The 18,962-nt window shown below is 68.8% G+C and carries 17 protein-coding genes; 12 read left to right on the forward strand and 5 right to left on the reverse strand.

Annotation, left to right across the window (positions count from 1 at the left end; all coding sequences use genetic code 11):
• Positions 1–94 precede the first annotated feature (94 nt).
• The 6 genes from J8J14_RS20110 (at position 95) to ychF (ending at position 6,917) form a co-directional block, all read left to right on the forward strand.
• Positions 95–1,576, forward strand: a complete 1,482-nt coding sequence (locus tag J8J14_RS20110; protein ID WP_209381344.1) for a SulP family inorganic anion transporter — start codon at positions 95–97, stop codon at positions 1,574–1,576.
• A gap of 182 nt (positions 1,577–1,758) precedes the next feature.
• Positions 1,759–2,844 (forward strand): branched-chain amino acid aminotransferase, encoded by a 1,086-nt coding sequence (locus tag J8J14_RS20115; protein WP_209381345.1) that lies wholly within the window; start codon positions 1,759–1,761, stop codon positions 2,842–2,844.
• A gap of 391 nt (positions 2,845–3,235) precedes the next feature.
• Positions 3,236–4,261 (forward strand): GGDEF domain-containing protein, encoded by a 1,026-nt coding sequence (locus J8J14_RS20120; RefSeq protein ID WP_209381346.1) that lies wholly within the window; start codon positions 3,236–3,238, stop codon positions 4,259–4,261.
• Between the two features lie 173 nt (positions 4,262–4,434).
• Positions 4,435–5,076, forward strand: coding sequence for a 50S ribosomal protein L25/general stress protein Ctc (locus J8J14_RS20125; RefSeq protein ID WP_209381347.1), 642 nt, complete (start codon positions 4,435–4,437; stop codon positions 5,074–5,076).
• Positions 5,077–5,174: 98 nt separating this feature from the next.
• Positions 5,175–5,747 (forward strand): aminoacyl-tRNA hydrolase, encoded by a 573-nt coding sequence (pth, locus tag J8J14_RS20130; protein ID WP_209381348.1) that lies wholly within the window; start codon positions 5,175–5,177, stop codon positions 5,745–5,747.
• 75 nt (positions 5,748–5,822) lie between these two features.
• Entirely contained in the window at positions 5,823–6,917 is a 1,095-nt protein-coding gene (gene ychF / locus J8J14_RS20135; protein ID WP_209381349.1) for a redox-regulated ATPase YchF, read from the forward strand.
• Between the two features lie 85 nt (positions 6,918–7,002).
• Here the strand turns inward: ychF and J8J14_RS20140 are convergent, their stop codons facing one another.
• The 5 genes from J8J14_RS20140 to J8J14_RS20160 form a co-directional block, all read right to left on the reverse strand.
• On the reverse strand, positions 7,003–7,206 hold the full coding sequence (locus J8J14_RS20140) for a hypothetical protein (protein ID WP_209381350.1): 204 nt from the start codon (positions 7,204–7,206) through the stop codon (positions 7,003–7,005).
• 106 nt (positions 7,207–7,312) lie between these two features.
• Positions 7,313–8,149, reverse strand: coding sequence for a serine O-acetyltransferase (gene cysE, locus J8J14_RS20145; protein WP_342452498.1), 837 nt, complete (start codon positions 8,147–8,149; stop codon positions 7,313–7,315).
• Positions 8,150–8,236: 87 nt separating this feature from the next.
• A complete protein-coding gene (locus J8J14_RS20150; RefSeq protein WP_209381351.1) occupies positions 8,237–9,670 on the reverse strand; it encodes a sensor histidine kinase in 1,434 nt (477 codons plus the stop codon).
• 25 nt (positions 9,671–9,695) lie between these two features.
• The gene (locus J8J14_RS20155) at positions 9,696–10,391 is read right to left on the reverse strand and encodes a response regulator (protein ID WP_209381352.1); all 696 of its coding nucleotides are present in this window, start codon (positions 10,389–10,391) and stop codon (positions 9,696–9,698) included.
• On the reverse strand, positions 10,388–10,999 hold the full coding sequence (locus tag J8J14_RS20160; RefSeq protein ID WP_245216005.1) for a MarR family winged helix-turn-helix transcriptional regulator: 612 nt from the start codon (positions 10,997–10,999) through the stop codon (positions 10,388–10,390). The genes J8J14_RS20155 and J8J14_RS20160 overlap by 4 nt, the downstream gene beginning before the upstream one ends.
• Before the next feature lie 128 nt (positions 11,000–11,127).
• Between J8J14_RS20160 and J8J14_RS20165 the strand changes: the two genes are divergently transcribed.
• The 6 genes from J8J14_RS20165 to J8J14_RS20190 all read left to right on the forward strand — a co-directional run bounded on the left by J8J14_RS20165 (position 11,128) and on the right by J8J14_RS20190 (position 18,880).
• Positions 11,128–12,027, forward strand: coding sequence for a branched-chain amino acid aminotransferase (locus tag J8J14_RS20165; RefSeq protein WP_209381353.1), 900 nt, complete (start codon positions 11,128–11,130; stop codon positions 12,025–12,027).
• Positions 12,028–12,370: 343 nt separating this feature from the next.
• Entirely contained in the window at positions 12,371–15,256 is a 2,886-nt protein-coding gene (locus J8J14_RS20170; RefSeq protein WP_209381354.1) for a 2-oxoglutarate dehydrogenase E1 component, read from the forward strand.
• A 10-nt stretch (positions 15,257–15,266) separates the two neighbouring features.
• Positions 15,267–16,502, forward strand: coding sequence for a 2-oxoglutarate dehydrogenase complex dihydrolipoyllysine-residue succinyltransferase (gene odhB / locus J8J14_RS20175; RefSeq protein WP_209381355.1), 1,236 nt, complete (start codon positions 15,267–15,269; stop codon positions 16,500–16,502).
• Positions 16,503–16,612: 110 nt separating this feature from the next.
• Positions 16,613–17,005 carry a GFA family protein gene (locus J8J14_RS20180; RefSeq protein WP_209381356.1) on the forward strand — a complete coding sequence of 131 codons (393 nt, stop codon included), beginning with the start codon at positions 16,613–16,615 and terminating at the stop codon, positions 17,003–17,005.
• A gap of 121 nt (positions 17,006–17,126) precedes the next feature.
• On the forward strand, positions 17,127–18,518 hold the full coding sequence (lpdA, locus tag J8J14_RS20185) for a dihydrolipoyl dehydrogenase (protein ID WP_209381357.1): 1,392 nt from the start codon (positions 17,127–17,129) through the stop codon (positions 18,516–18,518).
• A gap of 59 nt (positions 18,519–18,577) precedes the next feature.
• Positions 18,578–18,880, forward strand: a complete 303-nt coding sequence (locus J8J14_RS20190; RefSeq protein WP_209381358.1) for a PGPGW domain-containing protein — start codon at positions 18,578–18,580, stop codon at positions 18,878–18,880.
• The last annotated feature ends 82 nt before the right edge of the window (positions 18,881–18,962 follow it).

Genomic DNA, 18,962 nt, shown 5'->3' on the forward strand with positions numbered 1-18,962 from the left:
CGGTGCCCGGCCCTGTCCGGGGCCTGCTGCCCGCTGATCCGTTTCCCGCCGTCATGCCGCCCGCGCCATGACGGCCTGCTGCCTGGAATTCCCCATGACTGCTGCAAGACGCGCCCTCTCCGAGTGGTCGCCCAACGTCACGCGCGACCTGCTGGCCGGCACTGTCGTCGCCCTCGCCCTGATTCCGGAGGCGATCGCCTTCTCCATCATCGCGGGGGTCGATCCGAAGGTCGGGCTCTATGCCTCCTTCTGCATCGCCGTCGTCATCGCCTTCACCGGTGGCCGCCCGGCCATGATCTCGGCCGCGACCGGCGCCATGGCGCTGGTGATGGTCAATCTCGTCCGCCAGCACGGGCTGGATTACCTCCTGGCCGCCACGCTGCTGACCGGGGCGATGCAGATCGCCGCCGGCTATCTCCGGCTGGGCGACCTCATGCGCTTCGTCTCGGGCTCGGTGGTCACCGGCTTCGTCAATGCCCTGGCCATCCTCATCTTCATGGCCCAGTTGCCGGAGTTCGAGGGCGCGGGGCCGGTCTTCTACGCCATGGTCGCGGGCGGGCTGGCCATCATCTATCTCCTGCCCCGGCTGACAAAGGCCGTCCCGTCTCCCCTCGTCACCATCGTGCTGGGCACCGCGCTCGCGATCTGGCTGGGGCTGGACCTCCGCAATGTGGGCAATATGGGCGAACTGCCCTCCGACCTGCCCAGCTTCCTCCTGCCCGATGTCCCGCTGACCCTTGAGACCTTCTGGATCATCCTTCCCTACAGCGCGACGCTCACCATGGTCGGCCTGCTGGAATCGCTGATGACTGCGGCCATCGTGGACGAGATGACCGACACCTCCAGCGACAAGAACCGCGAATGCCGGGGGCAGGGAATCGCCAACATCGCCTCGGGCCTGTTCGGCGGCATGGCGGGCTGCGCCATGATCGGCCAGTCCGTGATCAACGTGACCTCCGGCGGGCGGGGGCGGCTCTCCACCCTCTGGGCGGGCGCTCTCCTGCTCTTCCTGATCCTCGTGCTGGGCGAATGGGTGCGGCAGATCCCGATGGCGGCGCTGGTGGCGGTGATGATCTTCGTCTCGGTCAGCACATTCCGCTGGGGCTCCCTCAAGGCCCTGCTGACCAATCCGCGCCAGTCCAGCTTCGTGATGCTGGCCACGGTCGCGGTGGTGGTGGCCACGCATAACCTGGCCCAGGGCGTGCTGGTGGGCGTGCTGCTGAGCGGGCTGTTCTTCGCCCATAAGGTGACCCGCGCCTTCTCCGTCACCTCGGCGCTGGACGAGGCAGGAACCACCCGCACCTATGGCGTGACTGGCCAGATCTTCTTCGCCACCGCCAGCGCCTTCCACGACGCCTTCGACTTCCGCGAGGGCGTCGGGCGCGTGGTGATCGACCTGACCGCCGCGCATTTCTGGGACATCACGGCGATCGGCGCGCTGGACCGGGTGGTGCTGAAGCTGCGCCACCACGGCGTGGAAGTGGAGGTCAGCGGCCTGAACGCAGCCTCGGCCACGATGATCGAGCGGCTGGGCACCCACCACCGCGAAGGGGCGGCCCTGGCGCAGGGGCATTGATGCCGCGGGGGCCTTGGCGGGCGAGATCCGGAGAGGGCAGGGCCCTTTCCAAGGCCCGCGGGGCCATAGGTCAATGACCCTGACGCTTGGGCATGGGAGGAATGTGCCGCTCATGGTTTCCGGCATCGCGCGCGTTGCGCTAGGATGACGGCCTAAGCAACATTATTGCGGACGTCGGTGCCATGACCACGGAAATCAGCGTCACCCGGACCCACTCGCCCAAGGCGCGGCCCGATGATTCCACGCTCTCCTTCGGGAAGGTCTTCACCGACCACATGTTCCTGATGGACTACGAGGAGGGGCGCGGCTGGCATGACCCGCGCGTGGTGCCCTATGGCTCCTTCACCATGGATCCGGCCACCTCCGTCCTGCACTACGGGCAGGCGGTGTTCGATGGGCTGAAGGCTTTCCGCGGCGCGGACGGGACCATCCGCCTGTTCCGCGCCGAGCGCCATGCGAAGCGCCTGAACAAGTCCTGCGCTGCCCTATGCATTCCCGAGATGGACGCGGACCTCATCCGCCGCTCCTTCGAGGCGATCGTGGCGGTGGACCATGAATGGGTGCCCTCCGCCCCCGGCACCTCCCTCTATATCCGCCCCACCGTTGTCGCGACCGAGGTGATGCTCGGGGTCCATCCCGCGCATCGCTACACCTATTTCATCATCTGCTCGCCCGTCGGCTCCTACTACAAGGAAGGCGTGAAGCCGGTGCGGATCCTGGCCACGGACAAGTATGTGCGGGCGGTGCAGGGCGGCCTCGGCGAGGCCAAGACCGCCGCCAACTACGCCGCTTCCCTTGCCGCGCAGCGGGATGCGGAGCGCCAGGGCTACACCCAGGTGCTCTGGCTTGATGCGATCGAGCGCAAGGCGATCGACGAGGTCGGCACGATGAACATCATGATGCAGATCGGCGATGAGGTGATCACCCCGCCGCTGGCCGGCACCATCTTGGATGGCGTCACGCGCAACTCCATCCTCCAGCTCCTGCGCGACTGGGGCATGAAGGTCAGCGAGCGCCGCATCACCATCGACGAGGTGATGGCGGCCGGGCGGAACGGAACGCTGCGCGAGATGTGGGGCACGGGCACCGCCGCCGTCGTCTCCCCGGTGGGCGAGCTGGGCTACAAGGGCGAGAAGATCGTCATTTCCAACGGCCAGACCGGCGCGCTGACCCAGAAGCTCTATGACGCGATCGTCGGCATCCAGTATGGCCGCACCAATGACCCGCATGGCTGGACCACCGAGGTGAAGGTTCCGGTCGAGGCCTGATCCGCTTCGCCGCGCCCGGAGTTCCTGGCGCGGCGCCCGCGCCCGCTTCCAGCTGAGCCTGCATGGGGCGGGGCTGGGCCGGGCGGAAGCGCATCGGTGCCTCTTCCCTGCCAAGGGGGCGTGACCCGGTTCAGAGGGATCGTGGGGCAGTGCCGATCCAGCGGCCCGTGCCCGTGAGGGGTGTTCACAAGGCCATAAGCCCATGCTGGCGTTCCCGAGAACGCCGTACCTCGTAGCGCCTGGGGCGAGGGGCCGCTGCCGTCAGGATGGGACCGGTCTCCTGTCGTGATTCCGTCGCTCAATAAATGGAATGTGTCGTTTCCCTTAACGCTACGGCGTGATATGCAACCATAGCGAGAGACACCGACCCCACACTACTCCCGGAGGTTTCATGCCGCCCGCGCCGCTGCCGATCGGAGAAGCAGACCGGATCGCCGCCCTGCGCTCTTACGAAATCCTGGATACCGAGGCCGAGACGGTCTTCGACAACCTGGTCAGCTTCGCCTCGAAGCTGACCAAGGCGCCGATCGCGCTGGTTTCGTTGGTGGATAGCGAGCGCCAGTGGTTCAAGGCGCGGACAGGGCTGGACGCGGCGGAAACACCGCGTGAGCTGTCCTTCTGCGCGCATGCCATCCTCGATCCCAGCCAGCCCCTCGTCGTCGAGGATGCGGAGAGGGATCCGCGCTTCTCGGACAACCCTCTCGTCCTGGGAGAGGCCGGAATTCGCTTTTACGCAGGCGTTCCCCTGGTCAATCCCCAAGGTCATGCGCTGGGCACGCTTTGCATCGCTGACCGTCAGGCGCGTGTGCTGGAGGAAGACCAGCGCGAGGCGCTGCTCCGCCTCGCCGAAACCGTATCCACTGCCCTCGAACTGCGGCGGGCGATGAACCAGGCGCGGCTCCTCGCCATGACCGACGGGCTGACCGGGATCGGGAACCGGCCCTTTCTCCTCGACAGCCTGGACCGTGCCCTTGGCCGGCTCCGACGGCATGGGGAGTCCTTTGCCCTGCTCTATGTGGATCTTGATGGCTTCAAGCGCGTGAATGACGTGCAGGGCCACCTGATCGGCGACCATGTGCTCCGGGAAGTGGCCGCGACCCTGCGGGCTTGTCTGCGCGCCGAGGATGTTGCGGCCCGCATCGGCGGCGATGAGTTCGCGATCCTGCTCTCCGGCCCCGATCTGCACGCTGACCTCGCGGCGGAGCGGATCAGGGGCGAAGTGAAGGCGCGGATGGATGAGAAGCGCTGGCCCGTGACGGTCTCGGTCGGGGCCGTGACCTTCCATGAATGCCCGGACGACCTGGAAGAGGCGATGGCTGCGGCCGACGAGCTCATGTACGAGGCGAAGTTCGCCGGCAAGAACTGCGTGTCGCATAGTGCCTATCGCCGGGCCGCCGTCCCGCCTGTCGCCGCCTGAGGCGGGCATTCTCCGGCGGGACGGGGAATTCGGGCCGGTGCCCTGAAAACCTTGCCCCGGCGGCCTACCCCCGCTAAACCCCGGCCCACGCCGGCACCCCTGGAGGCCGGCGTGTTTTCGCGCGCCCTGGTTGCGCCGCGGAAGGAAACCCAATTCGCGAAGGAATGACGGCAATGGTCCAGACCATTCGGATCGAGGCCGCGGCGCGCGAGCGGGCCGGTAAGGGGGCGGCGCGCGCGACCCGGCGTGGGGGCATGGTCCCCGCAGTGATCTATGGGGCGAAGCAGGAGGCGACCCTTCTGTCCCTCGACCCCCGTGACGTGATGAAGGAGCTGCACAAGGGCGGCTGGCAGTCCCACCTGTACGAGGTGGCGGTGGCCGGCGCGGAGCCCGTGCGCTGCCTCATGCGCGACGTGCAGTTCCACCCCGTGAGCGACCAGCCGATCCATGTGGACTTCCAGCGCCTTGCCGCTGGCCAGAAGATCCGCGTGAAGGTGCCCGTGCACCTGGTCGGTGAGGACGTGTCCCCCGGCATCAAGGCCGGCGGCGTAGCGAACCTGGTGCGCCGCGACCTCGAGGTCCTGTCCGACCCGGACAACGTGCCCGACTTCTTCGAGGTGGACGTCTCCACCGCCGAGATCGGCGACACCTTCCGCTGGTCCAACGTGCAGGACCACAAGGGCACCTCGCCGACCCTCGCCCGCGATTTCGTCGTGCTGACGATCGCGCCGCCGGTGGTGGTGGTGGAGGAGGTCGTTGCTGCTCCGGCGCCGGCCGCGGCCCCCGCCAAGGGCAAGGCCAAGGGCAAGAAGTGAGGCCGCCGGGGAAGGAGACTTCCCCGGACCGCCTGGCTCTGCCGGTCTGGGGCGCGCATGCGAAAGCGGCGCGCCCTTTCCTTTAGCGGGATCACGGAATGCTTCTGTGGGTTGGCCTGGGCAATCCGGGCGCGGAGCATGCGAGGCAGCGGCACAATATCGGCTTCATGGCGGTGGAGCGCATCGCCTCCCGCCATCGCTTCGGGCCCTGGCGCAGCCGCTTCAAGGGCGAGACCTCCGAAGGGCAGATCGGCGGCCAGCGCATCGTGCTGCTGAAGCCGCAGACCTACATGAATGCCAGCGGCAATGCCGTGCAGCCGGCCGCAGCCTTCAACAAGATTCCGGTGACGGACATCACCGCCTTCCATGACGAGCTGGACCTCGCCCCCGGGAAGGTGCGGGTGAAGAAGGGCGGGGGCGCGGCCGGGCATAATGGGCTGCGCGACATGCAGCGCGCCTTCGCCAGCCCGGATTTCTGGCGCGTGCGCCTCGGCATCGGCCATCCCGGCCATAAGGACCGCGTGCATGGCCATGTCCTCGGCAATTTCGCCAAGGTGGATGCGGAATGGCTGGACAGGCTGCTTGATGCCGTCGCCGACGCCGCGCCCCTCCTGGCCGAGGGCAGGCCAGAGGATTTCATGACGAAGCTCGCCCTGCTCACCCAGGGCTGACCCGACCCCTAGCGCCGACCCGCCACCCCGGCGTAAGCCGGCGCCAACCCCAGAACCACGGAAAAGCAGGCCACCATGGGCTTCAACTGCGGAATCGTGGGCCTGCCCAATGTCGGCAAGTCCACCCTCTTCAACGCGCTGACGCAGACGGCCGCGGCCCAGGCCGCCAACTATCCCTTCTGCACGATCGAGCCGAACGTCGGCCGCGTTGCCGTTCCTGACCCCCGGCTCGACGAGCTGGCGCGCATCGGCAAGTCCATCAAGAAGGTGCCGACGAGCCTCGAATTCGTGGACATCGCCGGCCTGGTCCGCGGCGCCTCCCGCGGCGAAGGGCTGGGCAATCAGTTCCTCGCCAATATCCGCGAGGTGGACGCGATCGTTCACGTGCTCCGCTGCTTCGAGGACGGGGACATCACCCATGTCGAGGGCAATGTGGACCCGGTGCGCGACGCCGAGACGGTCGAGACCGAGCTGATGCTCGCGGACCTCGACAGCCTCGAGAAGCGGCTGGTGCCCGCGCAGAAGAAGGCCAAGAACGGCGACAAGGAGAGCGCCGCCTTCGTCGCGCTGGCCGAGCCGATCATCGCCGCCCTTGCCGCCGGAAAGCCCGCCCGCACGGCGGTGCCGAAGGGCGAGGAGATTGCGGCCGCCCGCCTGCAGCTGATGACGACCAAGCCCGTCCTCTATGTCTGCAACGTGGAGGAAGGTTCGGCTGCCACCGGGAACGCGCATTCCGCCGCCGTGGAGGCGATGGCCAAGGCGCAGGGCGCGAAAGCTGTCATAGTCTCCGCCGCCATCGAGGCGGAGATCAGCCAGATGGCGGAAGGCGACCGCATCGAGTTCCTCGACAGCCTCGGCCTGAAGGATAGCGGCCTCGATCGCATCATCCGCGCGGGCTACGATCTGCTGGGCCTCATCACCTATTTCACGGTGGGCCCCAAGGAATCCCGCGCCTGGACGATCAACCGGGGCACCAAGGCCCCGCAGGCGGCCGCCGTGATCCACAACGACTTCGAGCGCGGCTTCATCGCCTGCGAAACCATCGCCTATGACGACTTCGTCGCGCTGGGCGGCGAGCAGGGGGCGAAGGAGGCCGGGAAGATGCGGGTGGAAGGCAAGGAGTATGTGGTGAAGGACGGCGACGTCCTGCTCTTCCGCTTCAACGTGTGAATGTGAGAAGGGCCCGGCGGTCTTCCCGCCGGGCCCTTTCCCGTTTCCCCCTTGCCTGGAAGGCCGTCGCCCTCCGGAGCGGGGATTACTGCGCAGAAGCCGCCGGGCGGCGATGGCGGGCGACCCGGCGATGCGGGGCGCGGCGGCGCGCCACTTCCTGGGTGACGGAGCTCGTCACCTCACGCGCGGACTCCACGGCCGTGGTCACGGCGCCCGGGGTCACGGCGTGGCTGGTGCCCGCCAGGCCGGCGAAGGCGAAAACAAAGAAAGAAGCAATAATCCAGCGCATTGCGGCCTCACATTCCCCTGTGGTGTGAGGATCATGACAGAGCTGCTGCTGCCGGCCAGTGAATTTGTGTCCATATGTAAACGAGATAACGGCGGTGTAATCCGCCTCAGCCGCCCGTGCCGGGCGGCAGGCTCTGGTCCATCGCCAGGGCCGGCACCGCGTCCCGGCACCAGCCCACCACGCGCGCGGGCACGCCCGCCACGGTGGCGCAGGGCGGCACATCGGCCAGCACCACGCTGCCCGCCCCCACCTTCGCGCCGCGGCCGATCTCGATATTGCCCAGCACCTTCGCGCCGGCCGAGAGCAGCACGCCATCCCGCACCTTCGGGTGCCGGTCGCCCCGCTGCTTGCCCGTGCCGCCCAGCGTCACCTCCTGCAGGATGGAGACGTCGTTGCCGATCACGGCGGTCTCGCCGACCACCACGCCCGTCGCATGGTCGATGAAGACGCCGCGGCCGACGGGCACGGCCGGGTGGATGTCCACGCCGAAGACAAGGGAGCAGCGGCTCTGCAGGTAGAGGGCGAGGTCGATCCGGCCATCCTTCCAGAGCCCGTGCGCCACGCGATGCCAGGTCAGGGCGTGGAAACCCTTGTAGTAGAGGAAGGGGGCCAGCCAGCCCCGCGCCGCCGGGTCGCGGCGCCGGTTGGCGGACAGGTCCGCCGCGGCGAGGGTGACGAGATCCGGCCCGGCCGCGCGCGCCAGGTCTTCCAGCCGCTCGGCGGGCATCAGGGCCTCGGTCAGCTTGCGGGCAAGCAGGGCTGAGAGCGCGGCGCCCAGCGTGTCATGCCGCAGCACGGCCATTTCGAGCATGCCGCGCAGGGCAGGTTCCGCTTCCGCCGCCGCCTCGGCCTCCGCCCGGAGCATCGCCCAGAGCGCATCGGGCTGCGGCGTGGCGCCCAGGGCCAGGTCGGCGGCTCCCGCTTCCATGTCGAACCCGTCCATCGCGTCGCTCCCTGGCAGCTGGAAATCCATAGTCCAGGCGGCGCCCGCTGTCCCCGCGCCGTTTCGCGGGGCGGCTCCCCGCCTGCCTCACATCGGCAGGCGGATCGTAGCCCGCAAGCCGCCCATCGCGCTTTCCCCCAGCGCGATCTCGCCTCCATGGGCGCGGGCGATGTCGCGCGCGATGGCCAGCCCGAGCCCGGTGCCGCCGGCCGAGAAGCTGGCGAAGGGCTTGAAGGCGCCTTCCCGCGCGGCGGCGGGGATGCCTGGCCCGTCATCATCCACCGCGACCTCCGCCCAGCCCGGGATGGGGCGCACCGTCACCGTGACATGGGCGGCGTGGCGGCGGGCATTGTCCAGCAGGTTGCCCAGGCACCGCCGCACCGCGTCCGGCCGCAGGGGAAGGGTAAGGGAGGGCGGGGCTTCCACCGCCACCGCCGAGCCATCGGCCGCGCTGCGGGAGGCGATCTCGCGCACCAGCCCCACGAGATCGGTCGGCTCCGGTGCTTCCAGCACCTCGCCCCGGGCGAAGGCGAGATAGGAGGCGACCATGCGCTCCATCTCCTCCACGTCCTGGGTCATGGCGGCCGCATCCTCCTGCGCCTCCGCGGGCAGCATGGCCAGGCCCAGGCGGAGGCGGGTGAGGGGGGTGCGCAGGTCATGGCTGATGCCCGCCAGCATCTCCGTGCGCTGGGTGACGAAGCGGCGGATATTGGCCCGCATGCCGTTGAAGGCGGCGGCGGCCTGGCGCACCTCGCTGGCGCCCTCGGGCTTGATGGGGCCGGTCTCCCGCCCCTTGCCGAAGGCTTCCGCCGCCGCGGCCAGGCGGCGCAGGGCGCGCACCTGATTCTTCATGAACAGCGCCGCCACCACGAAAAGCAGCAGCGAGGCGCCGACGAGCCAGATGACGAAGAGATAGAGCGTGCTGGCGAAGAGGCGCTTGCGCGGCGCCTCCACATGCAGCACGCCATCGGGCAGGGCCACGCGGATGATCACGCTGCGCGGGTCACTCTGCCAGTCCGTGTCGAAGGGCATGCGCAGGCGTTCGCGCAGCGCGTTGTCCAGGTCCCCCTCTAGCGGCAGCAGGGGAAGGCTGGCGGAGCGGGAGGTGCTGCGGCCGAGCGTGGCCCCCTGTTCGAAGGCCAGGGAGAGATCCAGGCGCCATGCCGCCTCGCGGAAGATCCAGCCGCGATCCTCCTGCACGGGGTAGCGGGAGAACAGCTCCACCACCATTCCCACATCCCCCGCCACGCCGCCGGCCAGGCGGCGGGAGATCACGTCCAGATGCGTGCCATAGAAGATCTGCAGCGCGATGCCCTGGGTGACCACCAGCGGGACGAGGATGATGAGAAGGGCGCGCGCCAGCAGCCCGCGCGGCACAAAGGGGCGCAGCGCGGCGGTGATGGCACCGCGCCAGCGGCGGCGGTGGGTCCAGGCCGGCGGACAGGCCCGCGCCTCGGGCGGCGGGGCATCGGCCCAGCCATTATCCGCCTCGATGCCCTTGGGGCCGATATCGGGTGCCATGCGGAACCCTCCCTATCAGCGGGGGTCAGGCCCCCGGGCGCAACACATAGCCCTTGTGCCGCACCGTGTGCAGGAAACGCGGTTCCCGCGGGTCCGGCTCGATCTTGCGGCGCAGGCGGGTGACGGTCACGTCCACCGCGCGTTCCCCGGCTTCCGGCGTGCCCATGGCGGCCGCGATCTCCTCGCGCGAGAGAACCTCGCCGCCCCGGCGGGCGAGCGCCACCAGCAGCGCGGCCTCTCCGCCGGTCAGGCGTGTCACCCCTTCCGGGCCGCGCAGCTCGCCGCGCTCGGGGTCGAACCAGCGCGGGCCGAGCTGCACCGGGGGCAGGGGGGCGGAGGCGGGCGGGGCGGCGCGGCGAAGGATGGTGCGGATCCGGAGCGCCAGCTCCCGCGGGTCGAAAGGCTTGGCGAGGTAGTCATCCGCCCCGTGCTCGAAGCCCGCGATCCGGTCATCCGGCGCACCGGCGGCGGTGAGCATCAGGATGGGCACGTCCTGCCCGGCCCGGCGCAGGCTTTCGGCCAGGTCCAGCCCTGTCTCGCCCGGCATCATCACGTCCAGCACCATCAGGTCGAACTCCATGCCGCCCAGGGCCTGGCGGGCGGCGACGGCATCGGCCGCGGTGCTGACGCGGAAGCCCTGCTCCGACAGGAAGCGCTGGAGCAGGCTGCGGAGGCGGGCATCGTCATCCACGACCAGGAGATGGGCGGCGGCGTCGCTCATGGCGTCTTTCCCGGGACAACCGGCCGGGCGGCCGGGCGGGCGGCGGCCCTGGCATCGGCGGGCGGCGTGGCGCGGACGGAGGGGCGGTCCGTGCCGCTGAGCCGCTCCAGCGCCTTGCGCGCATCCGGGCCCATCAGCCCGCGCATGACATGGCGGAACCCCTCCACTGCCACGGGCCCGGCCTCGCGATAGGCCCGTGTCACCGTCTCGCGCTGGCGCTCGAAGAGGCGGCGCTCCAGCGCCTCGCCCTCCGGGGTCAGGGCGAGCAGGCGCTGGCGCCGGTCCGCGCGGCCGGGGCTCTGCGCCACATAGCCCTGCTGCATGAGGGGGGTGAGGACGCGGGAGAGGGACTGCTTGGTGATCGCCAGGATCCCGAGCAGTTCCCCGACGGTCAGCCCCGGGCGGCGGCCGAGGAAATGCAGCACGCGATGATGCGCCCGGCCCATGCCCAGCTCGGCCAGGATGGCGTCCGGGCCCGCGGTGAAGTCGCGATAGCCGAAGAAGAGCAGGTCCTGGGCCAGGCGAAGCTCCTCTTCCCGCAGGAAGAGAAGGTTGCGCCCGGCGCCAGCCGGGCCTGCCCCGGCGCGTGTGTCCATCCCTTCAGGCATGGCTGCCCTGCTCCCTCATTGGGTCAGCTTTGTTGACGCAATCATGCTGACCATTTTAACATACTGGCAGTTCACGAAAGAAAATTACCAATCAACTGGCGCAAGCATTCCAACCGAGGAAATCTGCCATGGCTCTCCCCTCCTTCGACGACCGCGACGGCTGGATCTGGTTCGACGGCCAGTTCGTTCCCTGGCGCGATGCCAAGCTGCATGTGCTGACGCATGGCCTGCATTATGCCAGCGGCGTGTTCGAGGGCGAACGGGCCTATGCCGGAAACATCTTCAAGCTTCGCGAACATACCGAGCGCCTGTTCGAGAGTGCCCGGATCCTCGGCTTCCGGATCCCCTACACCGTGGAGGAGATCGACGCCGCCTGCATCGAGGTGATGCAGCGCAACGGGCTGACCGAGGGCTATATCCGCCCGATCGCCTATCGCGGCAGCGAGATGCTGGCGGTGGCGGCGCAGAACACCAGCACCCATGTCGCGATCGCCGCCTGGCCCTGGCCGAACCTTTTCGGGGAGGATCGGATGAAGGGCATCACCCTGGGCATGGCCCCCTGGCGGCGGCCCGCGCCGGATACGGCGCCCACGGCCTCCAAGGCCACCGGCCTCTACATGATCGGCACCATGTCCAAGCACGCGGCGGAGGCGGAGGGCTTCAACGATGCCCTGATGCTGGACTGGAAGGGCGACGTGGCCGAGGCGACCGGTGCCAATGCCTTCTTCGTCTTCGACGGCGAGGTGCATACCCCCACCCCCATCGGCTTCCTGGACGGCATCACCCGCCGCACGGTGATGAACCTGGCCCGGCAGAACCAGATGAAGGTGGTGGAGCGCACCATCGCGGCCGACGAGATCGGGCGGGCGACCGAGGTGTTCCTGGCCGGCACGGCGGCGGAGGTGACGCCGGTGCGCCGGATCGCCGGGCACCACTACACCCCCGGCCAGATCACCGAGACACTGGTGGCCGAGTATTCCCGGCTGGTCCGGATGAGTCCGGAAGAGGTGCTCCGCCGCGCCGCCTGACCCGCGATTGCCCTGGTTCATGGCCGGCCGTGTCCCTTTCGGGGCGCGGCCGCTCCGCTTTCTGGCGGTTGTGAGCGAACCCCGCCTTGCGCCGACCTGACATGCCGGTAAGACGGGTGACAAGCGAGGCGCAGCAGCCCAATTGATGCGCGGGAGCCCCGGCCCAGTCCGGGGGAGCAACGGAATGACAACGGAAACAGGTCCAGATATTGCGCGGCGGCCCCTGACGGCCTCCCCGGCCGTCCTTTTCGCCCTTCGGCAGCCCCGGCCGCCCGCCTGCCACAGACCTGCCCCGATCGCGTCCTAACCCCCATCAGCCCGATCAGCCGAGAAGCGGAACACCATGCCCGGAGTGGATATCCTAGCCAGTGCGATGACGGGGGCGAACGCCACCTTCCTCGCCGATCTTTATGCCCGCTGGGTGCAGGCGCCGGACAGCGTGGACCCGTCCTTCCAGGAGCTCTTCGCGGCGTTGAACGATGACGCCCGGGCCGTGCTGCAGGATGCCTCCGGCGCCTCCTGGGCCCCGCGCCCGAAGGGCGGCTTCGCGCCCGAGCCCGAGGCGCCCGCCCCCGCCAAGGGCGGCAAGGGTGCCGCCGCCCCGGCCGCCAAGCCGGCCGATCCCGCCGCCAGCAAGCAGCAGGTGCTGGACTCGATCCGTGCGCTGATGCTGATCCGCGCCTATCGCGTGCGCGGCCACCTGGAGGCCGACCTGGATCCGCTGGGGCTGCAGAAGCAGGCGCCGCATCCCGAGCTGGACCCCAAGACCTACGGCTTCTCCGACGCTGATCTCGACCGGCCGATCTTCATCGACAAGGTGCTGGGCCGCGAGACGGCGACGCTGCGCGAGATCCTCTCGATTCTGAAGGCCAGCTATTGCGGCCCGATCGGCGTCGAGTTCATGCATATCCAGGATCCCGGGCAGAAGGCCTTCATCCAGCAGCGCGTCGAGGGCGCGCCCTGGACGAAGAGCTTCGGCAAGGACGACAAGCGCACCATCCTGCAGCAGCTGACCGAGGCCGAGGGCTTCGAGGCCTATTGCGCCCGCAAGTTCGTGGGCACGAAGCGCTTCGGCCTTGAGGGTGGCGAGAGCACCATCCCCGCGTTGCAGGCGATCATTGCCCAGGCGGCGAAGGGCGGGGTGAACGAGATCGCCATCGGCATGGCGCATCGCGGGCGCCTGTCCACGCTGGTGAACGTGGTGAAGAAATCCTTCACGCAGGTCTTCGCCGAGTTCAAGGGCGCCGGCCATCCGGAGGATGTCCAGGGCTCGGGCGACGTGAAGTACCATCTCGGCACCTCCACCGACGTGGAGATCGAGGGGCGCCAGGTCCATCTCTCCCTCCAGCCCAACCCCTCACACCTGGAGGCGGTCGACCCGGTGGTGGCGGGCAAGGTGCGGGCGCGCCAGGACATGGCGGGCGACACGAAGGAGCGCCGCTCCGTCATGGGCATCCTGCTGCATGGCGATGCCGCCTTCGCCGGCCAGGGCGTGGTCTATGAGACCATGGCGATGAGCCAGCTCATCGGCTACCGCACCGGCGGCACGGTGCATGTGGTGACAAACAACCAGATCGGCTTCACCACCACCCCGGCCCATGCCTATTCCGGCCTCTACTGCACCGATGTGGCGAAGTCCGTTCAGGCCCCGATCCTGCACGTGAACGGGGATGACCCGGAGGCTGTGGTGTTCTGCGCCCGCCTGGCGACCGAGTTCCGCATGGCCTTCGGGACGGATGTCGTGCTGGATGTCGTCTGCTACCGCCGCCACGGCCATAACGAGAGCGACGAGCCGGCCTTCACCCAGCCCCTGATGTATGCCCGCATCAAGGAAACGCCGACGACGCGCACCAAATACGCGCAGAAGCTGGCCGCCGAGGGTTCGGTGCCGGAGTCCGAGGCCAAGGCGATCCAGGATGCCTTCTTCGCGAAGCTGGACGAGGCCTTCCAGGCCAGCCAGACCTTCAAGCCGAACAAGGCCGACTGGCTGGAAGGCCACTGGACCGGGCTGAAGGCTCCGGGCAATGACGAGCCGGAGACGGACACCGACACCGCCGTGCAGCCGGAGACGCTGCGCGAGGTGGGCGCCGCCCTGTCCCGCGTGCCGGCGGGCTTCAACGCCAATCCGAAGATCCTCCGCCAGCTCGAGGCCAAGAGGCAGGCCATCGAGACCGGCGAGGGCATCGACTGGGCGACCGGCGAGGCGCTGGCCTTCGGTTCGCTGCTGGTGGAGGGGCATCGCGTTCGCCTCTCGGGCGAGGATGTGCAGCGCGGCACCTTCTCCCAGCGCCATGCCTATCTGATCGACCAGCAGACCCAGGCCGACTATGTGCCGCTGAACAACATCCGCGAGGGGCAGAAGCGCCTGGAGGCCTTCAACTCCCTCCTTTCGGAATTCGGCGTGCTCGGCTTCGACTACGGCTATTCGCTGGCCGATCCGAACACGCTGGTGCTCTGGGAAGGCCAGTTCGGCGACTTCGCCAATGGCGCCCAGGTCATCATCGACCAGTTCATCGCCTCGGCCGAGACGAAGTGGCTGCGCATGTCCGGCCTGGTGATGCTGCTGCCGCATGGCTATGAGGGGCAGGGGCCGGAGCACTCCTCCGCCCGCCTTGAGCGCTGGCTGCAGCTCTGCGCCGAGCGGAACATGCGGGTGGGCAACATCACCACCCCCGCCAACTACTTCCACGCCCTGCGGCGTCAGATGAAGGCGAACTACCGCAAGCCGCTGATCCTGATGACGCCGAAGTCCCTGCTGCGGCACAAGCTGGCGGTGTCCTCGCTCGCCGAGTTCGAGCCGGGCAGCCGCTTCAAGGTGGTGATCCCGGAGACCGACGAGCTGGTGGCGCCCGAGAAGGTGAAGCGCGTCGTGCTCTGCACCGGCAAGGTCTATTACGACCTGCTGCAGGAGCGCCGGGACAAGGGCGTCAAGGATGTCGCCCTCGTCCGGGTGGAGCAGCTCTATCCCTTCCCGAGCATCACCCTGCCCAAGGTCCTCTCCCCCTACACCAAGGCCGAGGTCGTCTGGTGCCAGGAGGAGCCGGAGAACATGGGCGCCTGGAACTATATCGACCGCAAGATCGAGGATGTGCTGACCAAGGTGGGCAACAAGGCGAAGCGGCCGAGCTATGTCGGCCGCCCCGCCGCCGCCAGCCCCGCGACGGGGCTTGCCAAGGTTCACGCGCAGCAGCAGGAAGCGCTGGTTCGCCAGGCGCTCGGCCTGGGTTGAGGAAGACAAGATGACCGAGATCCTGGTGCCCACCCTGGGCGAAAGCGTATCCACTGCCACGGTCGCGCGCTGGCTGAAGAAGGTGGGCGAATCGGTGGCCGCCGATGAGCCGCTGGTCGAGCTGGAGACGGACAAGGTGACGGTGGAGGTGAATGCCCCTTCCGCCGGCACCATCGAGAGCATCTCGGCCGATGAGGGTGCGGAGGTCGAGGTCGGCGGGCTGCTCGGCATGCTTGGCAGCGGCGCCGGTGCGCCGGCCGCCAAGCCGGCGGCCGCGGCCCCCGCCGCCGCGGCGCCGGCCCCGAAGACGGAGGAGCCGCGCCCGGCCCCTGGCCCGGTCTCCCGCCCCGGCGGGGCCGAATCCGGCCATGCCCCGCTGCCCGCCGCGGCCAAGATGATGTCCGAAAAGGGCGTCACGGCCGAGCAGATCGGCCAGGGCAGCGCCAAGGACGGGCGCATCGCCAAGGGTGACGTGCTGGACTTCCTCTCCCGCCCGGCACCTGCCGCGGCCGCGCCGGCCGCCAAGTCCGCCCCGCGTGCGGCGGGTGAGGGCGAGGAGCGGGTGAAGATGACCCGCCTGCGCGTCACCATCGCGCGCCGCCTGAAGGAGGCGCAGAACACCGCCGCCATGCTCACCACCTTCAACGAGGTGGACATGACGAACGCAATGGCGCTGCGCGCCGAGTACAAGGACGCCTTCGAGAAGAAGCACGGCGTGAAGCTCGGCTTCATGTCCTTCTTCGTGAAGGCCTGCGTCGCCGCCCTGCAGGAGTTCCCGGCCGTCAATGCCGAGATCGAAGGGGACGAGATCGTTTACAAGAACTTCGTGAACATGGGCATCGCGGTGGGCGGTCCCTCCGGCCTCGTCGTGCCCGTGCTGAAGAACGCGCAGGATCTCTCCTTCGCGGGCATCGAGAAGGCGATCGGCGATTTCGGCAAGCGCGTGCGTGACGGCCAGCTGAAGCTTGAGGAGATGGCGGGCGGCAGCTTCACCATCACCAATGGCGGCATCTACGGCTCGCTGATGTCCACCCCGATCCTGAACCCGCCCCAGTCCGGTATCCTCGGGATGCATGCGATCAAGGAGCGGGCCATGGTGGTGGGCGGCAAGATCGAGATCCGCCCGATGATGTACCTGGCGCTTTCCTACGACCACCGGATCGTGGACGGGAAGGAGGCGGTGTCCTTCCTGGTGCGCGTGAAGGAAGGCGTGGAGGACGCCCGCCGCCTGCTGCTGGGCCTCTGAGCCCTTCCGCCAGACAGCATGAGGCGGGCCGGGAGGGGAGACCCTTCCGGCCCGCTTCCGTTCCGGGCGCCCGGCCCGTGCTAGGCTCCCCGCAAAAGGGGAGGCTGCCGATGCTCACCGGCCGATGCCATTGCGGTGCCATTCGCTACGAGATGCCGGAGGAGGTGCTGCACCACGCCCTCTGCCACTGCTCGGACTGCCGGCGGCATGCCGGGGCGCCGATGGTGGGCTGGGCCATGATCCCGGCCGGGGCGCTGAAGGTGGAGGGAGAGCCGGTTGTCTATGCCTCATCGGAGCATGGCCGGCGCCATTTCTGCGGTCGCTGCGGCACCGGGCTGTTCTATGTGAACGAGGCAATGCTGCCGGGCCTGGTCGATATTCAGACCGGCACGCTGGACGACCCGGATGCCCTTCCGCCCGGCGCCCAGATCCAGGTGGCCGAGCGGCTGCGCTGGATGAGCCATCTGGACGCGTTGCCTCAGTTCGAGCGCTATCCGGGGTAGGACCGGCAGGGAATTGCGCCCCGGTCAACCCTGCCGGGCCCATTCTCCGCGCGCTGCACCCTTCAAGCCTGGCCCCGGGCCTGCTACCTGCCCCCGAAGATCATTGCAGGGCCCGTCCACCATGTCCGACTCCTTCGACCTGATCGTCATCGGCTCCGGCCCCGGCGGCTATGTCTGCGCCATCCGCGCGGCCCAGCTGGGCCTGAAGGTGGCCTGCGTGGAGAAGCGTGAGACGCTGGGCGGCACCTGCCTCAATATCGGCTGCATCCCCTCCAAGGCCCTTCTCCAGTCCTCCGAGAATTTCGAGGAGATCGCCCATAAGTTCGCCGACCATGGCATCCAGGTGGATGGCGTGAAGCTCGACCTGGCGCGGATGCAGGCGCGCAAGGGCGAGGTGGTCTCGGCCAATGTGAAGGGCGTCGAGTTCCTCTTCCGGAAGAACAAGATCACCTGGCTGAAGGGCGCCGGGAAGATCGTGGCGCCGGGCAAGGTCGAGGTGGCCGGCACCACCTATGAGACGAAGAACATCGTCATCGCGACGGGCAGCGAGAGCGTGCCGCTCCGCGGCGTCGAGGTGGATGAGAAGACCATCGTCACCTCCACCGGCGCGCTGGAGCTGGAGAGCGTGCCCAAGCACCTCGTCGTCATCGGCGGTGGCGTGATCGGGCTGGAGCTGGGCAGCGTCTGGCGCCGGCTGGGCGCCGAGGTGACGGTGATCGAGTTCCTCGACCGGCTGCTGCCCGGCATGGACAACGAGGTCGCGAAGCAGTTCGAGCGTATCCTCGGCAAGCAGGGCTTCAAGTTCAAGCTCGGCCACAAAGTGACCGGCGCGACCAAGGCGGAGGCCGGCATCTCCCTGACGGTCGAGCCCGCGAAGGGCGGCGAGGCCCAGACGGTCGAGGCCGATGTGGTGCTCGTGGCGATCGGCCGCCGGCCCTATGTCGAGGGGCTGGGGCTGGATACGGTTGGCGTGGCGCTGGACGAGCGTGGCCGCGTGAAGACCGACCAGCACTTCGCCACCAATGTGCCGGGTATCTATGCCATTGGCGACGTGATCGCCGGCGCCATGCTGGCCCACAAGGCCGAGGATGAGGGCGTCGCCGTGGCCGAGATCCTGGCCGGCCAGCATGGTCATGTGAACTACGGCGCCATCCCGGGCATCGTCTACACCTGGCCCGAGGTTGCCGCCGTCGGCGCCACCGAGGAGGAGCTGAAGGCCGCGGGCACTGCCTACAAGGTCGGCAAGTTCCCCTTCACCGCCAATGGCCGCGCCCGCGCCATGGGCGATGTGGACGGCTTCGCGAAGATCCTGGCCGACAAGGCCACGGACCGCGTTCTGGGCGCCCATATCCTGGGCCCGGATGCCGGCCACCTGATCGCCGAGATGGTGACCGCCATCGAGTTCGGCGCCAGCGCCGAGGACGTGGCCCGCATCTGCCACGCCCACCCGACGCTGAGCGAGGCGGTGAAGGAAGCCGCCCTGGCCGTGGATGGCCGCCCGCTCCATATCTGATCTGACAAGCCCGCGCGCCCGGCTTGATCGGCCGGGCACGCGGGCCATCTCCGCGCGCGATGAGTGACACGCGCCCCGCCTTCGTTCCCCTGAAACCCCGGCCTGGCCGCAAGGCGCTGGGGTGGTTCCTCATCGTCCTGGGCATCCTGGGCTGCATCCTGCCCTTCCTGCAGGGCTTCCTTTTCCTCGCCCTCGGGCTCTTCGTGCTGCGGGACCAGTATCTCTGGGCCGCCAACCGCTGGACATGGGTCCAGGGGCGCTGGCCGGGCGCGGTGTCTCGTATCGAAACCACGGAAGCCTCCCTCAGCCTTCGCTTCTCCAACTGGGGCAGGGGAGTTCGCCGGGTGCTCGGCCGGCGATAGCCCTTTGCCGCTTGGCGCATGGGGGCCGTGCCGGTCCGGCCCGGGGCTGTTCTGAACACTTGCGAAGTGCAAGTTAATCGGG

This window comes from Pararoseomonas baculiformis (assembly GCF_017813395.1).
GTDB classification, from domain to species: Bacteria; Pseudomonadota; Alphaproteobacteria; order Acetobacterales; family Acetobacteraceae; genus Roseomonas; species Roseomonas baculiformis.

Coding starts and splice junctions, on each gene's coding strand:
- J8J14_RS20110 (WP_209381344.1), top strand. CDS start 95: ATGACTGCTGCAAGACGCGCCCTCTCCGAGTGGTCGCCCAACGTCACG.
- J8J14_RS20115 (WP_209381345.1), top strand. CDS start 1,759: ATGACCACGGAAATCAGCGTCACCCGGACCCACTCGCCCAAGGCGCGG.
- J8J14_RS20120 (WP_209381346.1), top strand. CDS start 3,236: ATGCCGCCCGCGCCGCTGCCGATCGGAGAAGCAGACCGGATCGCCGCC.
- J8J14_RS20125 (WP_209381347.1), top strand. CDS start 4,435: ATGGTCCAGACCATTCGGATCGAGGCCGCGGCGCGCGAGCGGGCCGGT.
- pth (WP_209381348.1), top strand. CDS start 5,175: ATGCTTCTGTGGGTTGGCCTGGGCAATCCGGGCGCGGAGCATGCGAGG.
- ychF (WP_209381349.1), top strand. CDS start 5,823: ATGGGCTTCAACTGCGGAATCGTGGGCCTGCCCAATGTCGGCAAGTCC.
- J8J14_RS20140 (WP_209381350.1), bottom strand. CDS start 7,206: ATGCGCTGGATTATTGCTTCTTTCTTTGTTTTCGCCTTCGCCGGCCTG.
- cysE (WP_342452498.1), bottom strand. CDS start 8,149: ATGGACGGGTTCGACATGGAAGCGGGAGCCGCCGACCTGGCCCTGGGC.
- J8J14_RS20150 (WP_209381351.1), bottom strand. CDS start 9,670: ATGGCACCCGATATCGGCCCCAAGGGCATCGAGGCGGATAATGGCTGG.
- J8J14_RS20155 (WP_209381352.1), bottom strand. CDS start 10,391: ATGAGCGACGCCGCCGCCCATCTCCTGGTCGTGGATGACGATGCCCGC.
- J8J14_RS20160 (WP_245216005.1), bottom strand. CDS start 10,999: ATGCCTGAAGGGATGGACACACGCGCCGGGGCAGGCCCGGCTGGCGCC.
- J8J14_RS20165 (WP_209381353.1), top strand. CDS start 11,128: ATGGCTCTCCCCTCCTTCGACGACCGCGACGGCTGGATCTGGTTCGAC.
- J8J14_RS20170 (WP_209381354.1), top strand. CDS start 12,371: ATGCCCGGAGTGGATATCCTAGCCAGTGCGATGACGGGGGCGAACGCC.
- odhB (WP_209381355.1), top strand. CDS start 15,267: ATGACCGAGATCCTGGTGCCCACCCTGGGCGAAAGCGTATCCACTGCC.
- J8J14_RS20180 (WP_209381356.1), top strand. CDS start 16,613: ATGCTCACCGGCCGATGCCATTGCGGTGCCATTCGCTACGAGATGCCG.
- lpdA (WP_209381357.1), top strand. CDS start 17,127: ATGTCCGACTCCTTCGACCTGATCGTCATCGGCTCCGGCCCCGGCGGC.
- J8J14_RS20190 (WP_209381358.1), top strand. CDS start 18,578: ATGAGTGACACGCGCCCCGCCTTCGTTCCCCTGAAACCCCGGCCTGGC.